The sequence below is a fragment of the Agrobacterium sp. CCNWLW32 genome, assembly GCF_037083425.1.
Taxonomy (GTDB): Bacteria; Pseudomonadota; Alphaproteobacteria; order Rhizobiales; family Rhizobiaceae; genus Agrobacterium; species Agrobacterium radiobacter.
In genome coordinates this window covers 1-18,973 of the sequence record NZ_JBAOJM010000025.1, presented here as the reverse complement: position 1 = coordinate 18,973, position 18,973 = coordinate 1, and the positions used below count along the sequence as shown (strand labels likewise).

Genomic DNA, 18,973 nt, shown 5'->3' with positions numbered 1-18,973 from the left:
CACCGCGCCTGTTGGCGTATTCAAAACCGCCGGGGCTCTAGTCGCCGCTGGATGAAAGTTCAGTGGCAGGTCACCTGTGCCATAGTTCCTCATTGCGCTCTCAAGTCCACTCTCAAGAGCGCAAAACACGGTATCGCCAAAAACTCGCAAGGCGGTCCACGCCGGAGGGATACAGTGCGCGGGAGTTTAGGGCAAAAGCTGGAAGCACCATGGAGACTCACCGCCGAAATTAATGGGCGGCATGAAAATCCCCGTCCGCCATGCTCGGGCAGGTTTTGACCGAGACAGACATTTGCTGACTATAGAGATTTGATCCCCCGCTTCGCACTGACTGAATGCGCCAACTACTTCAGGGCCGCCGGATATGATCGCTGTTAAACAAAATCTGCTCTGCTTATGGGGCGCGGCCATCCGTTACAGCATCTTCGCTGACCTTCATGCGCGATGCTAGCAAAGACGTTAGTATGTGATCCTCCCATATGCCGTTAATGTTCAAATACCGTTTTGCATAACCTTCTATCTCAAATCCCAAGCCGTGTAATAATCTGGCTGATCGGAAGTTTTTGGGCATAAAGTTGGCCATAATCCGGTTCAATCCGAAACTGTTAAAAGCAACTGGCAGTAGCGCAGTCAGCGCGCTTTTAATATAACCGCGCCCTTGATAGATCTCATCAATAGAAAATCCCAAATTACACGCCAAGAATGGGTACGGCGTGATATTGGTAAAATTTATCACCCCTATAAGGTCACCGGTAGCATTACATGTAATGCCAAGGCGATGTGCATTTTCTGCGCCAGCATTGAAAAAACCGGAACGAATTCTTGAGTCAATTTCTTCTGGCAAATAGTAATCCGGTGAACGTTTAGGTTCCCACTGCGTCAAGAATTCGGTATTTCTCACCCGGTAATAAGCTATTTTTTGGGCGCCTATGTCCTTCTGGTAGTAAATCGAGAATGCCTCAGCACGAATTAGCGGATCGATATTTTTTTTCATTTCAACCCTCATCCAATTGTCCGGAGTTACTCGATCCAATGCGCAGGCGCCTGGATTTCTGGATGTGGTGACCGACGAGGACAGTCGCGATAAATATACATAGTAGAGCCACAGAAAGGAGGTTTTCGTTCAATGTTGGAATATGGTCATGGCGATATAATAGAGACGCCGAAAAAAAAGCATAACCACCAACGGCAATCGTGCGTGCAATACTCATCACGGTGGCGCGCCCCTCTGCACCGACATCGCTTAATAAGGAATTACTGATGACTTCTTGAGCGGTTGAGAAAAATAGACGAAAGAAGCAGCCGAATACGAATACTGCGAACATGCTCTCAAATAGTTTGTTTATAAAGAAGCACAGGGCCGACAATAAGAAAGCGCACAAAATGCAGACTATAGGAAGTAAGCTTTTCGTTGTGCTCTCAATCAGAGTGTGTCCAAACTTCGCTTTAACGAAAAAACCAGCAAAGAATGCGCAAGACATTACCGCGCTTATATAAAAAGAGCCCCAACTTGCGTGCCGTATTCCCTCTATATCGATCGCAGAAACTAGAGTATAGGCGTTTGCGTGAATCATTGTGAATTGTGTTAATGCGACTAAAGCTATTGGGCCGGCGAAACGAGTAACTAATTTTAAGTGAGTGGTTGATTTATTCGAGATTTGATCCTTCGGTTCGTTATCGTCTGCGAAAGTGAGAATGTGCGTGAAACCCATAGCGATGAGCGATGGGGCTATTAGCGTCACGTACCCAACCTGCCATAGGCGGTCGAGTAATAGGGTCACCACAATTGCAGCCGCGGGGAGTACCAATGTGATTGTACTGCCGTACCGTTGAAGGCTTGTCACAGAGGTTGCATCGTATCGCCGGTTTAACTGTTGGGCGAGGGGCGAGCGATTAAGACTTTCTACAAGTCCCAAAGTCAGCGCCTCGTAAGCACCCGAGACAAACGACGATCCAAATGAGCCGGCTAACGCATTGGCTATCACAAATAAAATTGTTGCCTCATAAGGCAGCGTATACACACAGGGAACAAGCAATATAATTGGCGCGATGGCAAGGCAATGCATTCCAATTGTTACGGCTCTCGCGTGTCCAAGTCTATCCGCTAAAACACCTAGAGGAACATCCAGCAGCAAGCCGAAAGTCATTGAAATCGTGATTTTTAGTGCGATGGCCTCCGTTGGAAGGCCGCCAACTACGGCGAGAACCAACGCCGTTATTGAGTTGAACGTTGTCTCGCGTGCGCGAAACACATTTTGCATGTAACCGATGCTCTTCTCACGCACTCGTAGAGCTGCATCGAGTTCGGCTTCAGAATTATGGGATACCATCGCTAATTACTGCTCATGAGAAACAGAGCAACATTGCGGACAAAATATGTCGTCGTTGCTGAGCGCATAGCTGCACGCTTCACACAATTTTGACTCATTATTTGTCCGAAAGACATCTGTTTTCGTATCTTGAGCGGGTACGTCCGTGTTTGGCCAATAACGACTCTTGAGGCTTAATATTGCTTCTTTGCAGTCGACGACTTTTGGGTTTTGTTCGTCATCCATGATTATAATTCCGAATCGTTTGATGAAGTTAGATGGAAGATCGGGGGTATTCTCAAAGAGTTTTAATAGCCGCCGTTTTGTCCGATCAGTGAAATGGATGGAATTGGCTAAGTTGATAGCTTTTTGAACTACATTGTTCGGGTGAGGTACTTGGCAATCTCTTGCGGCAAGTGTTGCAGCCGCTCGCACAAAAACCGATGAAACCGTAATCTCAGCGAAAGTCTCGGGATGCAATGAAACCGCTACGTCTGCGTCACTGCGTAGCAAACCCGTCCGATATGCGGTATAAATCTGGCCTATTCCAATCATTCCCGCGTTCCAAAGGTCTGCGGCACGGAGAGCGCCCATGCTGCTGCAGCCAACTAAGGCCCGCCCATTGAAAAGATAGTCGCGGCACTCAGTCAGAGTTATCGCGTCAACTGAACCAAACCAACCGTCTACTATTAGAACGGTAGCCTGGTCCCCAGCTTCGAGTAAACGGTATAAGTCGCCATGCTTCACGGGGGACCGCAAGTCAACCGAGTTTTTGATTTGAGGTGACAGAGGTTGAATTGAGGCCCCGGCATATACGATCAATTTTTTATGATGGCGCACTGGATACTCCTAACCGCGTATGCTTCTCAACGAATGTGTCTTTGTACCCTTCTATGAAAACACGGCGGACGGGAAGTCCGATTTCTGGATGAGTTAAGTCGACTGAATGCACAGAGCCAGCCGCTCTATCCGTTTCTAGCAACGTGAGAACATGCTCCAGCGGTCGAAATGATGATTGATTTGATATCTCGCCAATTTTAACCGCAGATTTAGCAATAGGTATTGTTGAGGCCATGTACTGAAAACGTTCAGCTTTGTCGGCGTAAGTAAAGGAATTTCCCCTGCGGCGTTTTAGGTCTTCTCTATTTGATTGGATTACAGCAACTCTCGCCTGAGCCGCTTCGAGTAGCGCTCGCTCTAGTGCAATCGCTGGATCCCAATGGGCCGCTTGGCCAGATGTGGCCATGTTAGACGTACACCAAATCCTGTCGAGCGTATAAACCTTAAAGCACGCAAAAGGAGTGTAGTTACTAAGGTCAAGTGCAATAACATCCACGCTGGAGGCCCTAAATCGCTTATATAAATCAAGGGCATGACAGTGCGGTAGTGAGAACCAGTCAACTAACGAAGCAAATCCGAACTGAAAGAACTGGGAAACGCTATGTCGTTCTATGAGCTCAATTAGCGCCCCAATTAGTGCTTGCTCACTGCTTCCGCCCGCTGCCAAGCCCGAAGTGTTAGGGCGGACGGCCGTCCCGTGGTTGGCATCATTTCTGTCAACAACATACGGAAAGAAAACCGAAGCCGCAGGAAATAACTTGCTGTTCTCATCGGGGTATACGAACCCTCGCTCTTTGCTTACACGTCTTCCTTCAATCGCCTTTTCGCTCGAACTCAATGGGTGTTCCGCAGCGGAAAAGCGCTCAACAGTTTCCATCATTGCTCCAAGAAGAGCGTGTCGGTATGTTCGCCCCTTACCTTGGCAGACTGTTATTTGCTGCCTGTCGGTGATTGGGCGCGAAACCGTAACGACTGGAATGCCAAGCCGATCTAAAGGCGTTGCATCGGCAATTCGAGTTACCCCTAGGATGTGGCGTTTCGCTAATGCTTTTCTGAGAAGAGTGAAAGAGTTTGCCGGACTAGCCATCAAGCCGTTCGCCCTGATACAGAGTGAAGCCTTTTGCTTCTAGTGATCGCAAAATTTGTGTGAGCCTTTCATTGAGGACCGTATCGGCATTACGGCAGACCTCTTCCAAGGAGTGAACACCATCGAGGCAGATGAGAGCACGGCCAATTTCCATTGGGAACTGATATTCTTCGGCAGGTCGCGCTCTTTTAAGAGCCATCTTCAGACCCGCCCGCGAACGCGTAATTTGCGCTGTGACGTTTACGCCGAGTCCAAATATTGATTTGCTTGTTATGCTGGGAGATTTCTTCCGCCAAACAAACATATCGTTTAGGATCATGCCCGCAATTGGGCGCATAAGGAGGAATTCTACTGCTTCAGCCGGCGTTTCCACGATGGGTTCGCCTGAAAAATTCAAAGACGTGTTGAGTAGGACAGGCGGAAGACCGCGTCGTTTGAGTTCCTTCAATAGCTCCGCTAATGTCTCGCTACTGGATTCTGAGATAGTTTGAACTCGGGCTGTACCGTCAACATGTGTAACTGCCCCGAGAATGTCGCGATAGTGATCGCGGACCTTGACCACTCTCAACATGAAGGGTGACGCGTCAGCCATTTCGAAATATGTGGGCGCGTCGCAATCTAAAACTACGGGAGCGAACGGGCGGAAGTCTTCTCTGCCCTTAACCGTTCGATTGATATGGTTCCAAATCTGACGATCTCGAGGAATCGCGATCAGTGACCGATGTCCCAATGCGCGAGGCCCGAATTCGCTTTTTCCTTGAAATAGGCCAATAACTTGGCCGTCAAGAAGGCGATTGATTATGTTCTGGATATCTACCTCGCCCTTTTCGATTACGTCATTGTATCCGTGGATTGCCGCAGAGCAATCATCTGATTGATAATCGTATCCAAGAAATTCCGACCAGTGAAACTTCCGAGAGTACTTGGGGGAGACGATTCCATCTCGATGGAAACACGCTCCCACCGCAGAGCCAATCGCTATTCCCGCGTCATTACTTGCGGGAAAAAAGAAATAGCCGTCGAAATTTTTAGCCTCTTTAAGCTTTTCATTTGCTACGCAATTAAGTGCTAAGCCACCTGTAAAGACAAAATTTTTACAGGACGATTTTTTTGCGGCTAGCGATACACGCTGCATGAGTGCAATCTCTACGTCTGCTTGAACTCGTGCGGCGAGGTCGCTATGGCGCATTACATCACTAGATCGGGGTAGGTTATGATCAAGCTTCCACCGTTGACCAAAATTCACCAGACCATCTTCACCGTTCTCGAGGAAACTTGCGTACTTCGTTGCGTCGCCATACGGGGCGAGGCCCATCAGTTTTCCGCTACCGTCTATCCAGTCGCCAAAAACATAATTTGAAACACTTGCGTAGGTCTCACCAAGCGAGGAACTACCTGCTCTTACGTTAAAGGATTCCGCTTTTTCCCGATGTAGAAGCCTAAAATTCCGCGTTGAAAACTCATAAATTGAGATAACGTCCACTTCTGGACGCCTCTTTACTTCTTTTTTAAGGTAATCTGACAATTGTGAACCATAAATAAGTAAATCGTCTTCCTCACCGGCTACGGAGCCGCCAGATCCGTCCGCGACCATCACGACGGCATTGTCGAAGGGGCAAGCCGCAAATGCCGCAAATGCGTGAGCCAAATGGTGAGAGATATATACCGCGTTACTTGAGAAGGGGTCGAACACTTGAAAGTCGGAACGGTGCACCGGCTGAGAAAGCCCTGTCCACCCCGGCAGAAGGGCTTGCAAATTGAAGCCCCACGTATGGATGCCATCATGTCCTATCCGTTGGGATTTAAGGCAGTATTCAATTGCCTGCTTGCTAGTTAACGACTTCTCACCGTCATGCTTAAGTCGAGATAAACGCTCGAGCTGTATGGCAGTCAATATACTTGTGTTGTCGGTGATGCAGGCCGCACTATTATGACTTTGAGAGATTCCGATAGTGTACTTTTTATTATTATTAGCCATGCTCGTCTTTCTATTTATTCCAAATTTACTATTCACGGCCACTGCGCCAAAAGAAAACGCCGTCGTTACCGATATCTCTATGGAAGCCGTGCTTCCGGGCCTCCCAATTATTTGTTTACGGAATAATCTCTGTTTACACTGATGTAATTCCTCGTGAATGTCGGTTCGTATATTTATTACGGCATCATTGCCGTGATAAACTCCATGTGTATCGCAGCCGGGGCCGTGCAGTGCAATTGAGACAACCAAAAGACCGTCATCTGGAAATATCGCATTATACGTATGTTTTATTGACGGTTCTGCTGCAAACGCGGAAACATTGTAACCAGAAATATTAATTCCACCGGGCTTGAGCACATGCCCTGGACCTTTCCATTCTGCCGCTGCCTGTAGTAAAATTGCTAAGTCAGCCGCCGGATCACAAACTCCGCGTAATTTCAGTTGTGATCGTATAAGGGCGAGGCAACCACTTAAAATGGCAGCGGCGGCTGAAGTTCCGGACAGCGAATACGCCTTACCAAAACTCGTGGCTTCGTAGTGGGCATCTTCGATCGATAAGGTTGGTTTGGTCAAGGAAGGGGACAGTCCGACTCTATCCAGCATCGTCAGTTCAGACGAATACACCCCCACGGCGAGGACATCGGGTAAAAGTGCAGGAAATCTGACGCCTAGTGAGCCATCATGACCAGTAGCAGCCACCACTAAAACGCCATTGCGCGATAATTCTTCGAATGCGCCGCGTTCCGCTTCAATCCTCTTCATGTCTGGAGTGCTTGACCACGCCAGGCACAAAACGTCAATTCCTCCGACCTCGTCATTGAAGTCGAGCAAAGACTTGGTTAAATTGCCGCTGTATAAAATATTTTTTGAGCATCCGTGCAGAAACGAATTCGGGGAAACGCCGCAATATTTAGCTTCCGCGGAAATTCCCGCTGCTAATGCAGCAACGCGCAGCCCGTGATCGGACTCATCAAAGGCAGGATACGTCGCGCTATGTTTGCCTTGACCGGGAAAATGAGATTCAAAAGGGACGCCTCCGTCAATGAAAGCTATCTTCGTAGGATTCGCGTCTTTCATCTCTGCCATGGACGAACCGTAGCAACTAGCGTTTAGTCTACGCATACGCTTTACCTCAATCTACGAAATTGAGGGCGACCAACCAAGTTCATTTAGAGTTCGAACGAGTCTATTAACGTCATCATCTATGTCCATTTCCGACAGCCCTACACCTACCTCGTATGTGACAGCCTTAAGATTCATGCACTTAGAAACCGCCTCTGAAAGTAGTGCAATTATTGGATCTGGAATTGTTTCACTATGAGTATCGATATATCTCTGATCCGATTTTGGATCGATATGGCCTCCCGAAATATGGATCTCCCAAACGGCATCGAGCGGTAGAGATACCAAGACATCCAAGGGGTTCTGCTTTGTGGCAATGGCATAGGAATAGACGTGGCTAACATCCGCGACCATTCGGCAATTAGTTTGCGAAACAATCGAATGGAAAAATTCTCCAAAGGGCATGTTGCCCACTACAATAGCACACGATGGCACTTCCGCGCAAAAGGGCGCCGAACTTATCGACTGAATTTCCTTGATGCCTTGAGCGATATAGTCAGCAATCTCTGGTTCAAATATTGGAGGAGTGAAATAGGGAATGGAATATGGCCCGATTGACCAAATCGCTATATCTTCGCAGACCCACCGCGCATCCAAGGCTTCGGTCACTGGATTTAAGCGGCGTAGACGTTCTAAATTCGGGCCGTCTGGATTTGCCGGAGCGATTCCTGGAAGATGGTGCACGACAGGAAGCCCCTTCGAGCATTCTCGTACAAATTTATCCGCTTTCAGGATAGACGAAAGACTCACGATTGAAAGGTGGCTGAGATGGTCGCGATATCGTTCGCAAAGGTCCACTACGCCATTCGGATATCTATGAAAATACTGCGCATCAAGTCCCAGCCCCAAAAGTGGTTTAATTGCTTTTTCCATGGATACATTCCTACTCAGGCATACTAAGTGCGATGAAGCGCCCATTTTTCAAATGTTGAACAGACACAATGCTGTCTATTCTTTCTGAGCAAACATCTATATTTTCTTCTGTAGGTAGATTTCCGCGCTGGTCTACCAGCCGAAATTTACTCCCAAAAGACTCTGCGTATTCAACGTCACTCTCACTTGCTAATTTCCCGAAAGTGGTGTCAGCCCACGGCGAAGGCCTGCCGTTCGATGTTAGTATCCCTGATACTAAGCCACCTAATTTAATCGTGTCTCGGCCAAAATCCGTTAAGTGGTCCATAAATGCTTCAATGGCGAAAACACAGAAGTTCTCCGTCAATGATCTTCCTCGGCTTTCCCAAAATGCCCCACCCTCGATAAATTCACGCACCATTTGATATCTTAAGTTTTCTTCTACTGCGATATTCAGGCTCGGGGCTGCTCGGAGCAAATGTCTCATAAGGTTCCTCGTTCTGGCAGCTTGTTCCAGAGCAAGAATCTCAAAATTAACAGTTCGCAGAAAGCGATTAACGATCTCGCTGCCGTTTTTGCTTTCGAGTACTCGTTTCGCTGCCACGAGATACTTCTCCGAATAAAGCATCCTCAGGTATAGCTTGGTGATATCTTTGGGTTCTTCAGAGGTAAATAGTGTCTCTGTCGCCACAGCAAACTCCATCTGCAATCAAGTGAGATTTTTACCAATAAAACTCGAAGTGCTGCGTAAGCCGCCCTGTTTGTGGAGATGATCCGAAGCCTCGTCCTGACCCATGAAATACGTGGGCCATTAACAATATTGCCCGATTATACGCCATTGGAATCACGCCGATTTCCTCAAAATTGTCCGGATCCGCAAAAAACTTTACGACTTCTGATTTTTTTTCTGAAATGGAGAGAGTCGTGAAGCTGGGGAAGCGGTTTTCGAACCAATTTTGTTCCCATACAGTGGCTCCCGTATGCTTGTTTCTGTAGAGAATTACCCCTGACACACAATCTTCTGGTAAGGTTAGATAGATAATTCCCGACCATCGCTGAATGTCCAGATGTGCACGATCTCGGCGGATGTGTTCGTCTTCCGCAAGCGCCAACCGAAATTTACCCTGTGGGAAAGGTTTTTGTTTGGGGCAGCTTGCATCGACTTTTTCATCAATTCGGGAGCGCAATCGTGACCATTCCAAGCTCCAGTCTCGGCCTTCCATGATTGCTTCTTGGCCCGGGTAGGTAGCATTTGGTTTTCTTGAAAAATCCAACTCTAGCGCTTGTCTTCTCAATTCGCTTGGGTTGTCGTAAAAATTGTCGAATACAAGTACGCGCTGGTCCAATTGGTTTTCCTCTCAAATGGCAATGCACCAGATATCCGTCGCCCTCCCGCAAGTTTGTATAAAAAACCTGCGGAAGAGAGATATGCTAAAGCAACTTATTCTTGCCATTCCTTGTCTGAATCATGGAACATGTAGGCTAGGTCGTTCAACTTCTCCTTGTCCACGCGGAACTCGTTAAGAGATTCTTCGGCGTCAACTAGGTTATCTTGTTGCAGTCTGTCGTTGCTCCGCGAGGGGCAGATTGATTGATGATCTTCGCGCTTCCGAATGTTTTCCATTACTCTAAGTCCTTCAAAATGTTCGTCAAACAGAAGTTTTTTTCGTCACGACATCAAAGGCCGGAACGGATGGCACGATAGGTCGGCGGTCGTCACGTGGCAAGCCCCAACCTTATTCAGCAAGGTATGGAGTTTTCTGGATGATTTCTTATGTACACGATCTGATTGTGATGGAGATGGGATCTGCCCTCTAGAAACGCACGCATAGATTGTTTTACGATAAATTTGTACAGGCCTGCCGGGGCAATCGGGCAGCTCCTGACAGATTGAATCTGCGATGCTTTGCGAATCTGTTGGGTCTATTTCAACCATCTGCCGGGCCGGCGGATATGTCGAAAGCCACCTGCTGAGGTCCTCGACGGAGGCAGTAAAGTCACTGTGTTGCAACGACCGCTTGAATCTGCGCAATACGTGCCGATCAAGTATTTCGAGCGGCTGGTCGAGGCGAGCATCGCGTTCTCCGTCGGAAGCTCTGGTGACAGCTACGGCTACGCTCACCGAAACGATCAACGGTCTTTACACGGCTGCGGTCGTTCATTGGCGTGGACCCATAGCGGAGTTTCGGCGCGCTTGAAATCGCCATCCCAGAACGAGTTGATTGGTTCAATCATCAACGGCTTCTGGAGTCCACCCGAAATATTCCCCCATCCGAACTTGAGGAATGATACTACGCCATGCTGAACGCGCCACCTGCGTGCGTATAACCTAAAACAAACAGCTTCCCGTATAGACAGAGCGATTCAGGCTGTCGTCTTATTGGTTAACAACGAACACTTCTTTCCCTTTCCAGCCCATAGTTCCCGTGCCCGTTCTCCTTCTTCGCTCTTGAGCTTTTCGGCGATCCAGATGAGCGCGCCGAGAATGACGGTGCGGTCATCGTTCGTCAGGTCAACGATGCCCGCTTTGACGACGAGACCACCGAGCTCGATCAGGTGCCGCGTTCTCTTTCGCCGCTTGACCTGCCAGCTTCGCATATCATGCCGCGCCCGTTGTGCCTGACGGCGATTGCGCGCCGCCCGATTGCGTTTGATCGCTGCCAGCGTCATCGTCATTTGCCGCAGCAGATCGGCGCGATTTGCTCCGAAACCACGCCGCCCCGCGCCTGGCCCACGCCTCCTTCTTTCCGGCATCTTTCGTTTCGGCGATAGCGACCAATGCACCGGCCAGTTCATCGGGCGTGAGCGCATCGGCCCCGGTGGCGATCAGCAACTCGCCAAGCTGCTGCACCTTGCGCTGTTTCAGTTCCCTAGCCTTGTCTTCGAGCGCCTTCAGTTCCGCGTCGTAATCGCGTGGTTTTCGCATCGGTGTCTCCATCGGTTCCGTTGTCATGTCGATTTCGGTCGATGCAGCCATGATATTCCAGCACGTGGCGGAATGCTGTAAGGTGTGTGGGACGGTGTAGCACGGCCCGGTCCCGCCCGAGAATTTTTCGAGGAGGGCGCGCTTATACGTCGTTCCGACGTGCGCTTTTCCGTGCCCATGATTGCCGCCATGGCGATCTATCATCTTCACGTCAAGGTCATTGGCCGCAAGGCCGGATCGAGCGCGGCGGCATCCGCCGCCTACCGGTCGGGCTCACGGCTGCGTGACGAGCGGCTTGATCGTGCCCATGACTTCTCCAACAAGCGCGGCGTCGTGCATTCCGAAGTCATGTTACCGGACGGTGCGCCCGAGGTCTGGTCCGACCGCGAACGGCTGTGGAACGATGTCGAGGCGTTCGAGGTTCGCAAGGACGCCCAGCTTGCCCGCGAGGTGGAGTTTTCCATTCCGCGCGAGATGAGTGAGGCACAGGGCATCGCGCTTGCCCGCGACTTCGTGCAATCGGAGTTTGTCGATCAGGGCATGATCGCCGACCTCAATGTGCATTGGGATATTGGCGAGGACGGCAGCCCCAAACCCCATGCCCATGTCATGCTGACGATGCGCAAAGCCATCATTGATGGGGACGAGATCGGTTTCGGCCCGAAAGTGCGGGACTGGAACCGGACGGAAATGGTGGAACACTGGCGGGAACGCTGGGCCGATCATGTCAATGAGCGGCTGGCCGAACTCGACATTGATGCCCGTATCGACCATCGCAGCCTTGAGGCGCAGGGCATCGATCTGGAGCCGCAAAGCCAGATCGGCGCACCAGCACAAAGGATTGAGCGGGAGAGCATCGAGACACATCATGCCGGCGACGGAATAGAAGCCGCCGATACTGTTGCGGATCGGGCTGATCGGGCCGAACTGCACCGCGAGATCGCCCGTAACAATGGTGAGCGGATCCTTGCCGATCCTTCCATTGCACTGGATGCGATCACGCATCAGCAATCGACCTTCACGCGCCGCGATATGGCGATGTTTGCGCACCGCCACAGTGACGGTATCGAGCAGTTCAACGATGTCATGGGTGCAATCGGCAATGCGCCCGAACTGGTCGACCTGGGCAAGGACAGTTTCGGCAATGATCGCTTTACCACCCGCGACATGATCGAAACGGAACAGCGCCTGCACCGCGCCGCCGAACTGATGGATGCGCGCGAACGTCACGCGGTCAGTGACAGGGAGAGAGATACTGCTTTGGCGCGGGCCGAGGCGAATGGTCTGAAACTGTCCGGGGAGCAGGCCGAGGCGCTTGTCCATGTGACGGACGGACGCGATCTTGGCATCGTGGTCGGTTATGCCGGGACGGGAAAGAGCGCCATGCTCGGTGTGGCACGCGAGGTTTGGGAGGCGGAAGGGTATGAGGTGCACGGCGTAGCACTCTCCGGCATCGCGGCGGAAAATCTCGAACATGGTTCTGGCATCGCGTCGCGCACCATCGCCAGCATGGAACATGGCTGGAAACAGGGCCGCGACATGCTGACATCGAGAGACGTGCTTGTCATCGATGAGGCGGGCATGGTCGGCACGCGGCAGATGGAGCGAGTGCTGTCGCATGCGCAGGAGGTTGGCGCCAAGGTGGTGCTGGTTGGCGATCCGCAGCAGTTGCAATCCATAGAAGCAGGCGCGGCCTTCCGGTCGATCCATGAGCGTCATGGCGGCGTCGAAATCCACGCGGTGCGCCGCCAGCGCGAGGACTCGCAGGGCGACGCCACCCGCGATCTGGCGACCGGCAATATTGGCGGAGCGATCCATGCCTATGAGCGAAACGGCATGGTGCATGCCGCCGAAACGCGAGAACAGGCGCGCAAAAATCTGATCGAGGGCTGGGACCGCGACCGGCAGGCATCCCCCGATGCCAGCCGCATCATCCTCACTCACACCAATGTCGAGGTGCGCGAACTCAACGAGGCCGCGCGCGAGAAAATGCGGGAGGCTGGAAACCTTGGCGAGGATGTGCGCGTCACCGTCGAAACCCGTGACGGGCAAGCTGGCGAACGCCACTTCGCCGCAGGCGACCGCGTGATGTTCCTGGCGAACGAGCGCGGGCTTGGTGGCGATGGCGGCGGTGTGAAGAACGGCACGCTCGGCACCATCTCGGAGGTCAGCACCCAAACCATGACGGTGCGCACCGACGATGGCCGCCATGTCTCATTTGATCTGAAGGATTATAACAGGATCGATCATGGCTATGCCGCGACCATTCACAAGGCGCAAGGGCTGACGGTGGACCGCACCCATGTGCTGGCGACACCCGGAATGGACGCGCACGGCAGCTATGTCGCCCTGTCCCGTCACCGCGAGGGTACGGAGCTGCATTATGGTCGTGACGACTTTGCCAGCCGGGACAGGCTCATCAATACCCTGTCGCGCGACCGTTCCAAGGATATGGCGTCCGATTACGGGGCGCCTGATTACGAGCAAGACCGCGATCCGGCGCTGAGCTACGCCGAACGGCGCGGCATCGTGGCGACGGAACGAACGCATATCATCGACATGGACCGTCGGCCCGAGCCGAACGGACCGCGCATCCACATCAGTCATAGCCTGCCCGGACATGCATATGGAAGTGAACATGGCGCATCCGACCGGGACAATGCCGGATTAGGGGGCGGAATGGATGCACGACAGGAAGCCGCAGTACCAGACCGTGACCGTGATATTACCGACGACCCGGAAGCAGTCTTGCGCAGGGCTCGCACGGAAGCCCTCAGGCGTCATGCCCGCGCCGTCGATGCGATCTTCAGCGCCGACGATGCCGGTCGCAGGGCAAGCCCGCAGCAGTGGCAGGAACTAACGGAAGCCCGCAGGGCGTTCGATCAGGTGCGGCCGTATGGCTGGCAGGATGCCGAGGCCGCCTATGGCAAGGATGCCGATCTTGCCCGCGAGGCCGGATCAGGCAGGGTCAACCGCGCCATTCGAGCGCTCCAGCTCGAAACCGAACTCCGCACCTCTCCCGAGCGCCGCGCCGACCGTTTTGTGGAACGCTGGCAGAAACTCGACCACGCCAGCCAGCGCCAATACCAGGCGGGCGATATGTCCGGCTACAGGGCCAGTCGCGCGGCGATGGGCGAGATGGCGAAAAGCCTGGAACGTGATCCGCAGCTTGAATCCATTCTTGCGGGCAGGAAACACGACCTCGGCATCGGCGATGCTTTGGACCGAGGCCGGAGCCTTGGGCAGGCTCTTGCCGTCCATCATGGGCTCGGCAAAGGTCGGGGGCTCGGACTCTGACCCGTGATGGCGATTGACGCTCGGCTAACACGCCTGATCGTAAGCCATACCAAGCTGCCAGCAGGGAGTAAGCCTCGCTCGATCCTTGCCAGCAACAGATCTGATGCATGCCCTCGCGCCAGAAGCGGGGATGGCTGCTGGCTAATTAATGAGCGCTTCTCTGGAATATCGTTCTCCAATAGCGGAATTTGAAGCGGCAGAACAAATGATCGTTCTACATTTCTGCGCGACACAAATCTCTTCTCACGATATCGGTCATCTTTTGACGTCACTGGCTAGAGGTGGGGACCTATGGAAATCAAGGAGACGCAGGATCTGTGGGTTGTACGGGAAAAAGCCCGTGTGAGGATCCCAGACGTAAAGAAGGCTGCTGCAATTTACGCTTTGACAATCGAGAACCGGATTACGGACGCGGGGTTGGCGATTGCCGGTCCGTATATGTTCATTTCCCATCACCTACCAAAGGAGAGCAAAACTTTCTTTGATTGGGAAATATGCCGCCCGGTCAAAAAGCCCGAGGGATATGCGGGCAAACTTGAGCTTGTTCATCTGGAGCCGATCATGGTGGCGAGTAAAGTGCACCAGGGATCATTACGAACGCTTTTTACGAGAGGGTATGCTCCTCTCATTGCCGAGTTGGATATGTCTCGCTACATTTACTCAGGGGAAAGCCGGGAGATATATCACGGTTGGAGCGGCCCGGGCGCGTCATATCACAACATCGAAATTCAATTTGGCCTCGCACGCTGAGCGTCTGAATAGCAATTCCTGCAGGTTGCAGATGACTTGATACGCCTTCTTTCACGCAATGGGCGTCGATGTGAATCATGCCGACAGGACGGTGCCGGCCTACGGCCTTGAGGATCGGATAAGTGATTGAATGGTCACCGCCGACCGAGAGCGGTATGACACCTGCCCATCTCCTCTCAGCCAGAAACTATCATCAAAGCCAGCCGCAATTGCCGCGGTAGCGGCTTGGTCCAGTCTTCGAAACGATTCCGCGTTCAATGGACGTGCTGTCCACCATCGGTAGTGGGAACGATCAACCGGACAAACCGGTCGAACAGAGCGGTCTTTCGGATCAGGCGCTCTTCGAGCCGAACATGGGGCTTCTGCTTGAGGTGCCCATCATCGATGAGCCCAAGCCAACTCATTGGCCGCACAATCTCATGCGCAACGAAAAGGCAGGCTTCAAAATGATTACTGGTGCTTCCACGTGAAGGAAACAGGTCTATCGGAATGATCAGTTCCGAAAAGTCCGCGACAGTGACCCACTCGCCCAGCCGATTGCCAACGACAGGCAAGAAATGTTCCAGGTTCCAGAACAACGCGTTTGCCTGAGGATCGTCACCAATCGGGGAGCGCAGCATGTATTCTGTCAGAGTGACCTGAAGGTCGCCATAGCGCCCGATCATGGCGTTTCCCGCCCTGGTCAGCTTTGCTTGCCCTTTATAATGCCGGATCAGGTGAGTGTTCAGCAGGATTTCGTGGATCAGGAAGAGCGGTGGAAAATCCGGTTCATTCAGGACTCTGTTTACAGCGTAAAGCTCCGCCGGTTCATATCCAGGCCACTGAAATTCCCCAGCAGCCCACTCAACGCACTTCCGATAAAAGTTGCCGAGCTTGGTGATTTGAATGCCACCAGTTTGCTCCGCATATCGCAGGAGCTTCATGGTGTTGATGCATATTGGTGACGCCAGAAGCTCTTGCTCTGTCAGCGACGCTTCGAAGAACAACACAGGAGAGAAATTTGAAGATTTTAACAAATGGTTCCCCCTCGAGGCTTGGCAAACGAACGCTCCGATCGTCAGTCTGCTCCGCCTTTTTCAATGCCGCTCTCTTATTTTTTCGTCGTCAAACAGACAATCTTCAAGAGGTTTTGCTGGTAACGCGCGCCGTGGAAACCGTGACATACGTCCATTTCGTCGCCCATTCCCTCCGACGACAACGCGCCTGAAGAGGGGTACAGGAAGCAATAGCTTGCCTTGACCGATGCTAAATATCTCCTTCTGCTGCAACAGCCTTGACGAGTGCACATACTTTGGCCCGCACCTTCGGGTCAGTGATTTTAGCAAAAGCCTGATTGAGTTGGAATCCTTCCGGCGAGGCGAGAAAGTCTATCGTATTGCTCTGGTTAGCGATTCCTACGTCGTTTGTCGCAATCACCTGGCTGGGAGCGTCTACAAAGAAAAATGATACCGGGACCTCCAGAGCGTCCGCTATCTTCTGCAACCGGCTCGCGCCAACACGGTTTGTCCCTTTTTCGTATTTTTGGAGTTGCTGGAAAGAGACGCCGAGATGGCCGGAAAGCGCTGATTGGCTCATGCCCAGCGTTTTCCGGCGCAACCGGATGCAAGCACCGACATGAGCATCAATCGGATCGGGGGAGAGTTTCTCTATCATTTTTCCCTGTAATGCGTGAAATTTTGGAGTGAGAATAGCCGTGCTCGTTTAGCACAGGAATATTTGATAATGCCAGCCAAGCATCTGAATAACGGCTCCCAAGTACATGGTGCTTCAGACTGTTTTGTGGAATTGTCAGCGTGGTAGCATTCGACGCGTTTCATGAAGGATGCCTTTTAAGAGATTGCCAAACCGACCTGCTGGTTCTTTTTAAACCCACCCCTTGATAAGTGGGGTAAAAGGAATCCGTCCACAGCCTCGAACTGTGGGCGGGTTTTTCGTCAGATCAAGTTCGGTTGGGTAATGACCAGCCAGACGAGGTAAACCACGCCACCCAAAAAAATCAGGCCTCCGCAAATCAGCAGAGTAATGCCGAGATAAAAAATCGCGCGAAGATCACGGATCACGCTATCACTCCTTCCGGCCATCCGGCTTGGATATCGATTGCATCCAACGCCACCTCATCCTCAGCGGCAATGAAGGTATCTTTCAAATCTCGCGCATGCTGCCAGATTTGAGCGTAACAGTTGCCGACAGTGGCTGCCGGATCAATCCCATGCTGCGGCGCAGGCAGTGGAATACGGATGTTCTCGTTGGTGATCCATCCCCGGCTGAAGCTCTCGGGCCATGCCATGACTCCTGAGATGGCGAGCGCCGCCGTTGTCGCCATCTCCTGTGCCCGGCATTTAAGCCGAAGGCAGGCAGAAATTCCACTTATCTCGCTTTCCAAATTTCCCGAGCTGTGCCCTGCAGGTCGCGGTGACTGCTTCTTGCAACACCGTTACTCGCTCAGCCAGCCAGGCCAGTTCTTCGTCGGTGAGTTCGTAGCGGGGTGAATAGCGGGCCTCGACATAGGCCCGATCAAGGCGGGTAAAACATTGTCTGGCAAAACGGCTGTCACGGGGCCAGACCGCAATCAGTCGAGGCGCTGCCCGCTCCGCATGTGCGCGCAGAAAGGCCAGCCGGTGGGATTTCGGACTGTGGAGCGTCAGAACATGCAGGATACAATGATAAAGCCGTCGACGGTTTGATGTAGATCAAAGGCAGCTTCCCTGCCATAGCCGCGCCGGATAGCCTCCTTCGCCAGTTCAAAACGGTTTGTGGCACTTGGGAACCCGCGGTCGAAGCACCGGCACATCTCAGCCTCGGCGACCTCGCGATCCAGAAGCTCCGGTTCCACGAGAGGAAAGCCCGGCGCCTCGTAGAGCATGATGCCGCCGCGGACGATGTCCACGAAGAAGGGTCGCCCGTGCGCAAGATGGTGCGCGTGATGCCATGCACACGGCAAGACAGAAGAATGGCGGGCTCAACGCCACGCACCGCCCGCGCACGCTGCTGTCGGGTCTGGTGTTCTGCGGTTGCTGTGGCGACAGCTATGCCCGACGCGGACAGGACCGCTTCACCTGCACCAATCATATGCTTGGCAAGGGCTGCGACAACGCCCGCACCGTCCCGGGCAAAGAGCTGGAAACCCGCGTGCTGGCCGGTCTTCGCGAGCGACTGATGACCCCGGAGATGATAACGGAGGCCATGTCTGCCTATGCGCAGGAAACCAATCGTCTCAACCGTGAACGCAGCAGTACAGCCGAAACCACCCGTCGTGACCTCGCCGAGACCAGCAAAGCCATCACCGAGATCGTGCGCGTCATCGAACAGGGCGGCTGGCACCGCGCGCTCTCCGACCGGCTCACGGAACTGGAGACCAGACAGGACAGTCTTACGGCGCGTCTTTCCGACATCCCTGAGGACGTGCCCGATCTTCATCCGGGCATCGCGGAAACCTACCGACGCAGGATCGAGCGTTTGACCGAGACGCTCGCCCATTCCGACCATGCACTCGAAGCCGCCGAGGCCATCCGTGAAGTCATCGACCGCATCGTCGTCACCCCCTGCGACAAGCGCGGCAGCTATTCCATCACCCTGCAAGGGGAGCTTGGCACTATCCTCGACTGGATCGACCGCACTGGCAAACCCGGCTACAAGCCAAAAACGGACACCGCCCAATCCCGTTTGTCGGTCTCGGTGAATGCCCGGGCCTGTCCCGAGCATCTGCTACCGATTGATTTTGCGATAGGTGGACAGATCCTCGGGCTTGTCCCACTGCTGTCCGGTTTAAATTTGGTGGACATGGCGCACGGTGTTGATTCTACTCGTATTCG

The 18,973-nt window shown here is 52.7% G+C and carries 18 protein-coding genes and 2 pseudogenes; 4 read left to right on the top strand and 16 right to left on the bottom strand.

Translation table 11 applies throughout. The features are described from left to right. Positions 1-394: 394 nt before the first annotated feature. Genes V6R85_RS25700 through V6R85_RS25665 form a run of 8 tightly spaced genes read right to left on the bottom strand, consistent with a single transcriptional unit; the run spans position 395 to position 9,534 of the window. Complete coding sequence (locus V6R85_RS25700; RefSeq protein ID WP_336377352.1) at positions 395-994, bottom strand: GNAT family N-acetyltransferase; 600 nt, start codon at positions 992-994, stop codon at positions 395-397. A gap of 1 nt (position 995) precedes the next feature. After that, positions 996-2,330, bottom strand: coding sequence for an MFS transporter (locus V6R85_RS25695; protein WP_336377351.1), 1,335 nt, complete (start codon positions 2,328-2,330; stop codon positions 996-998). Positions 2,331-2,336: 6 nt separating this feature from the next. Then, complete coding sequence (locus tag V6R85_RS25690; protein WP_336377350.1) at positions 2,337-3,149, bottom strand: TfuA-like protein; 813 nt, start codon at positions 3,147-3,149, stop codon at positions 2,337-2,339. Beyond that, positions 3,136-4,236, bottom strand: a complete 1,101-nt coding sequence (locus tag V6R85_RS25685) for a YcaO-like family protein (RefSeq protein WP_336377349.1) — start codon at positions 4,234-4,236, stop codon at positions 3,136-3,138. Before V6R85_RS25685 ends, V6R85_RS25690 begins: the two co-directional genes overlap by 14 nt. Next, positions 4,229-7,300, bottom strand: a complete 3,072-nt coding sequence (locus tag V6R85_RS25680; protein WP_336377348.1) for a carbamoyltransferase C-terminal domain-containing protein — start codon at positions 7,298-7,300, stop codon at positions 4,229-4,231. The genes V6R85_RS25685 and V6R85_RS25680 overlap by 8 nt, the downstream gene beginning before the upstream one ends. Before the next feature lie 51 nt (positions 7,301-7,351). Continuing rightward, positions 7,352-8,209 carry a multinuclear nonheme iron-dependent oxidase gene (locus tag V6R85_RS25675; RefSeq protein ID WP_336377347.1) on the bottom strand — a complete coding sequence of 286 codons (858 nt, stop codon included), beginning with the start codon at positions 8,207-8,209 and terminating at the stop codon, positions 7,352-7,354. 10 nt (positions 8,210-8,219) lie between these two features. After that, positions 8,220-8,879, bottom strand: a complete 660-nt coding sequence (locus tag V6R85_RS25670; protein WP_336377346.1) for a hypothetical protein — start codon at positions 8,877-8,879, stop codon at positions 8,220-8,222. A 31-nt stretch (positions 8,880-8,910) separates the two neighbouring features. Beyond that, a complete protein-coding gene (locus V6R85_RS25665; protein WP_336377345.1) occupies positions 8,911-9,534 on the bottom strand; it encodes a DUF6445 family protein in 624 nt (207 codons plus the stop codon). Positions 9,535-10,217: 683 nt separating this feature from the next. Between V6R85_RS25665 and V6R85_RS25660 the strand changes: the two are divergent. Further along, positions 10,218-10,477, top strand: a pseudogene (locus V6R85_RS25660) (IS3 family transposase); the annotation flags it as partial. Positions 10,478-10,552: 75 nt separating this feature from the next. Here the strand turns inward: V6R85_RS25660 and V6R85_RS25655 are convergent. Further along, on the bottom strand, positions 10,553-10,786 hold the full coding sequence (locus V6R85_RS25655; protein WP_336377344.1) for a conjugal transfer protein TraD: 234 nt from the start codon (positions 10,784-10,786) through the stop codon (positions 10,553-10,555). Position 10,787: 1 nt separating this feature from the next. Further along, complete coding sequence (locus V6R85_RS26095) at positions 10,788-11,318, bottom strand: conjugal transfer protein TraD (RefSeq protein ID WP_442893002.1); 531 nt, start codon at positions 11,316-11,318, stop codon at positions 10,788-10,790. Here V6R85_RS26095 and traA point away from each other — a divergent pair. Both traA and V6R85_RS25640 read left to right on the top strand, forming a co-directional pair. Continuing rightward, complete coding sequence (gene traA, locus V6R85_RS25645) at positions 11,304-14,411, top strand: Ti-type conjugative transfer relaxase TraA (protein ID WP_336377343.1); 3,108 nt, start codon at positions 11,304-11,306, stop codon at positions 14,409-14,411. The genes V6R85_RS26095 and traA overlap by 15 nt on opposite strands. 291 nt (positions 14,412-14,702) lie before the next feature. Continuing rightward, entirely contained in the window at positions 14,703-15,161 is a 459-nt protein-coding gene (locus V6R85_RS25640) for a hypothetical protein (RefSeq protein ID WP_336377342.1), read from the top strand. Between the two features lie 55 nt (positions 15,162-15,216). Here V6R85_RS25640 and V6R85_RS25635 read toward each other — a convergent pair. The 6 genes and pseudogenes from V6R85_RS25635 to V6R85_RS25610 form a co-directional block, all read right to left on the bottom strand. Beyond that, positions 15,217-15,327: pseudogene (locus V6R85_RS25635) on the bottom strand (arginase family protein); the annotation flags it as partial. 88 nt (positions 15,328-15,415) lie between these two features. Next, on the bottom strand, positions 15,416-16,177 hold the full coding sequence (locus tag V6R85_RS25630; protein ID WP_336377341.1) for a hypothetical protein: 762 nt from the start codon (positions 16,175-16,177) through the stop codon (positions 15,416-15,418). 229 nt (positions 16,178-16,406) lie between these two features. Continuing rightward, a complete protein-coding gene (locus V6R85_RS25625; RefSeq protein ID WP_336377340.1) occupies positions 16,407-16,814 on the bottom strand; it encodes a helix-turn-helix domain-containing protein in 408 nt (135 codons plus the stop codon). 281 nt (positions 16,815-17,095) lie between these two features. Next, on the bottom strand, positions 17,096-17,221 hold the full coding sequence (locus V6R85_RS25620; protein ID WP_336377339.1) for a hypothetical protein: 126 nt from the start codon (positions 17,219-17,221) through the stop codon (positions 17,096-17,098). After that, the gene (locus V6R85_RS25615) at positions 17,218-17,484 is read right to left on the bottom strand and encodes a hypothetical protein (RefSeq protein WP_336377338.1); all 267 of its coding nucleotides are present in this window, start codon (positions 17,482-17,484) and stop codon (positions 17,218-17,220) included. The genes V6R85_RS25620 and V6R85_RS25615 overlap by 4 nt, the downstream gene beginning before the upstream one ends. 318 nt (positions 17,485-17,802) lie before the next feature. After that, positions 17,803-18,048: a hypothetical protein gene (locus tag V6R85_RS25610; RefSeq protein WP_336377337.1), complete on the bottom strand. Its 246-nt coding sequence runs from the start codon at positions 18,046-18,048 to the stop codon at positions 17,803-17,805. A gap of 41 nt (positions 18,049-18,089) precedes the next feature. On the opposite strand from V6R85_RS25610, the gene V6R85_RS25605 reads away from it, so the two are divergent. Then, positions 18,090-18,973: zinc ribbon domain-containing protein (locus tag V6R85_RS25605; protein ID WP_336377336.1), on the top strand; the 884-nt coding region annotated here is incomplete at its 3' end.

What these genes read in the sequence shown, in the direction of transcription:
- V6R85_RS25700 (WP_336377352.1), bottom strand. Translation starts at nt 994, where the DNA reads ATGAAAAAAAATATCGATCCGCTAATTCGTGCTGAGGCATTCTCGATT.
- V6R85_RS25695 (WP_336377351.1), bottom strand. Translation starts at nt 2,330, where the DNA reads ATGGTATCCCATAATTCTGAAGCCGAACTCGATGCAGCTCTACGAGTG.
- V6R85_RS25685 (WP_336377349.1), bottom strand. Translation starts at nt 4,236, where the DNA reads ATGGCTAGTCCGGCAAACTCTTTCACTCTTCTCAGAAAAGCATTAGCG.
- V6R85_RS25680 (WP_336377348.1), bottom strand. Translation starts at nt 7,300, where the DNA reads ATGGCAGAGATGAAAGACGCGAATCCTACGAAGATAGCTTTCATTGAC.
- V6R85_RS25675 (WP_336377347.1), bottom strand. Translation starts at nt 8,209, where the DNA reads ATGGAAAAAGCAATTAAACCACTTTTGGGGCTGGGACTTGATGCGCAG.
- V6R85_RS25655 (WP_336377344.1), bottom strand. Translation starts at nt 10,786, where the DNA reads ATGCGAAGCTGGCAGGTCAAGCGGCGAAAGAGAACGCGGCACCTGATC.
- traA (WP_336377343.1), top strand. Translation starts at nt 11,304, where the DNA reads ATGGCGATCTATCATCTTCACGTCAAGGTCATTGGCCGCAAGGCCGGA.
- V6R85_RS26095 (WP_442893002.1), bottom strand. Translation starts at nt 11,318, where the DNA reads ATGATAGATCGCCATGGCGGCAATCATGGGCACGGAAAAGCGCACGTC.
- V6R85_RS25640 (WP_336377342.1), top strand. Translation starts at nt 14,703, where the DNA reads ATGGAAATCAAGGAGACGCAGGATCTGTGGGTTGTACGGGAAAAAGCC.
- V6R85_RS25625 (WP_336377340.1), bottom strand. Translation starts at nt 16,814, where the DNA reads ATGATAGAGAAACTCTCCCCCGATCCGATTGATGCTCATGTCGGTGCT.
- V6R85_RS25615 (WP_336377338.1), bottom strand. Translation starts at nt 17,484, where the DNA reads ATGGCGACAACGGCGGCGCTCGCCATCTCAGGAGTCATGGCATGGCCC.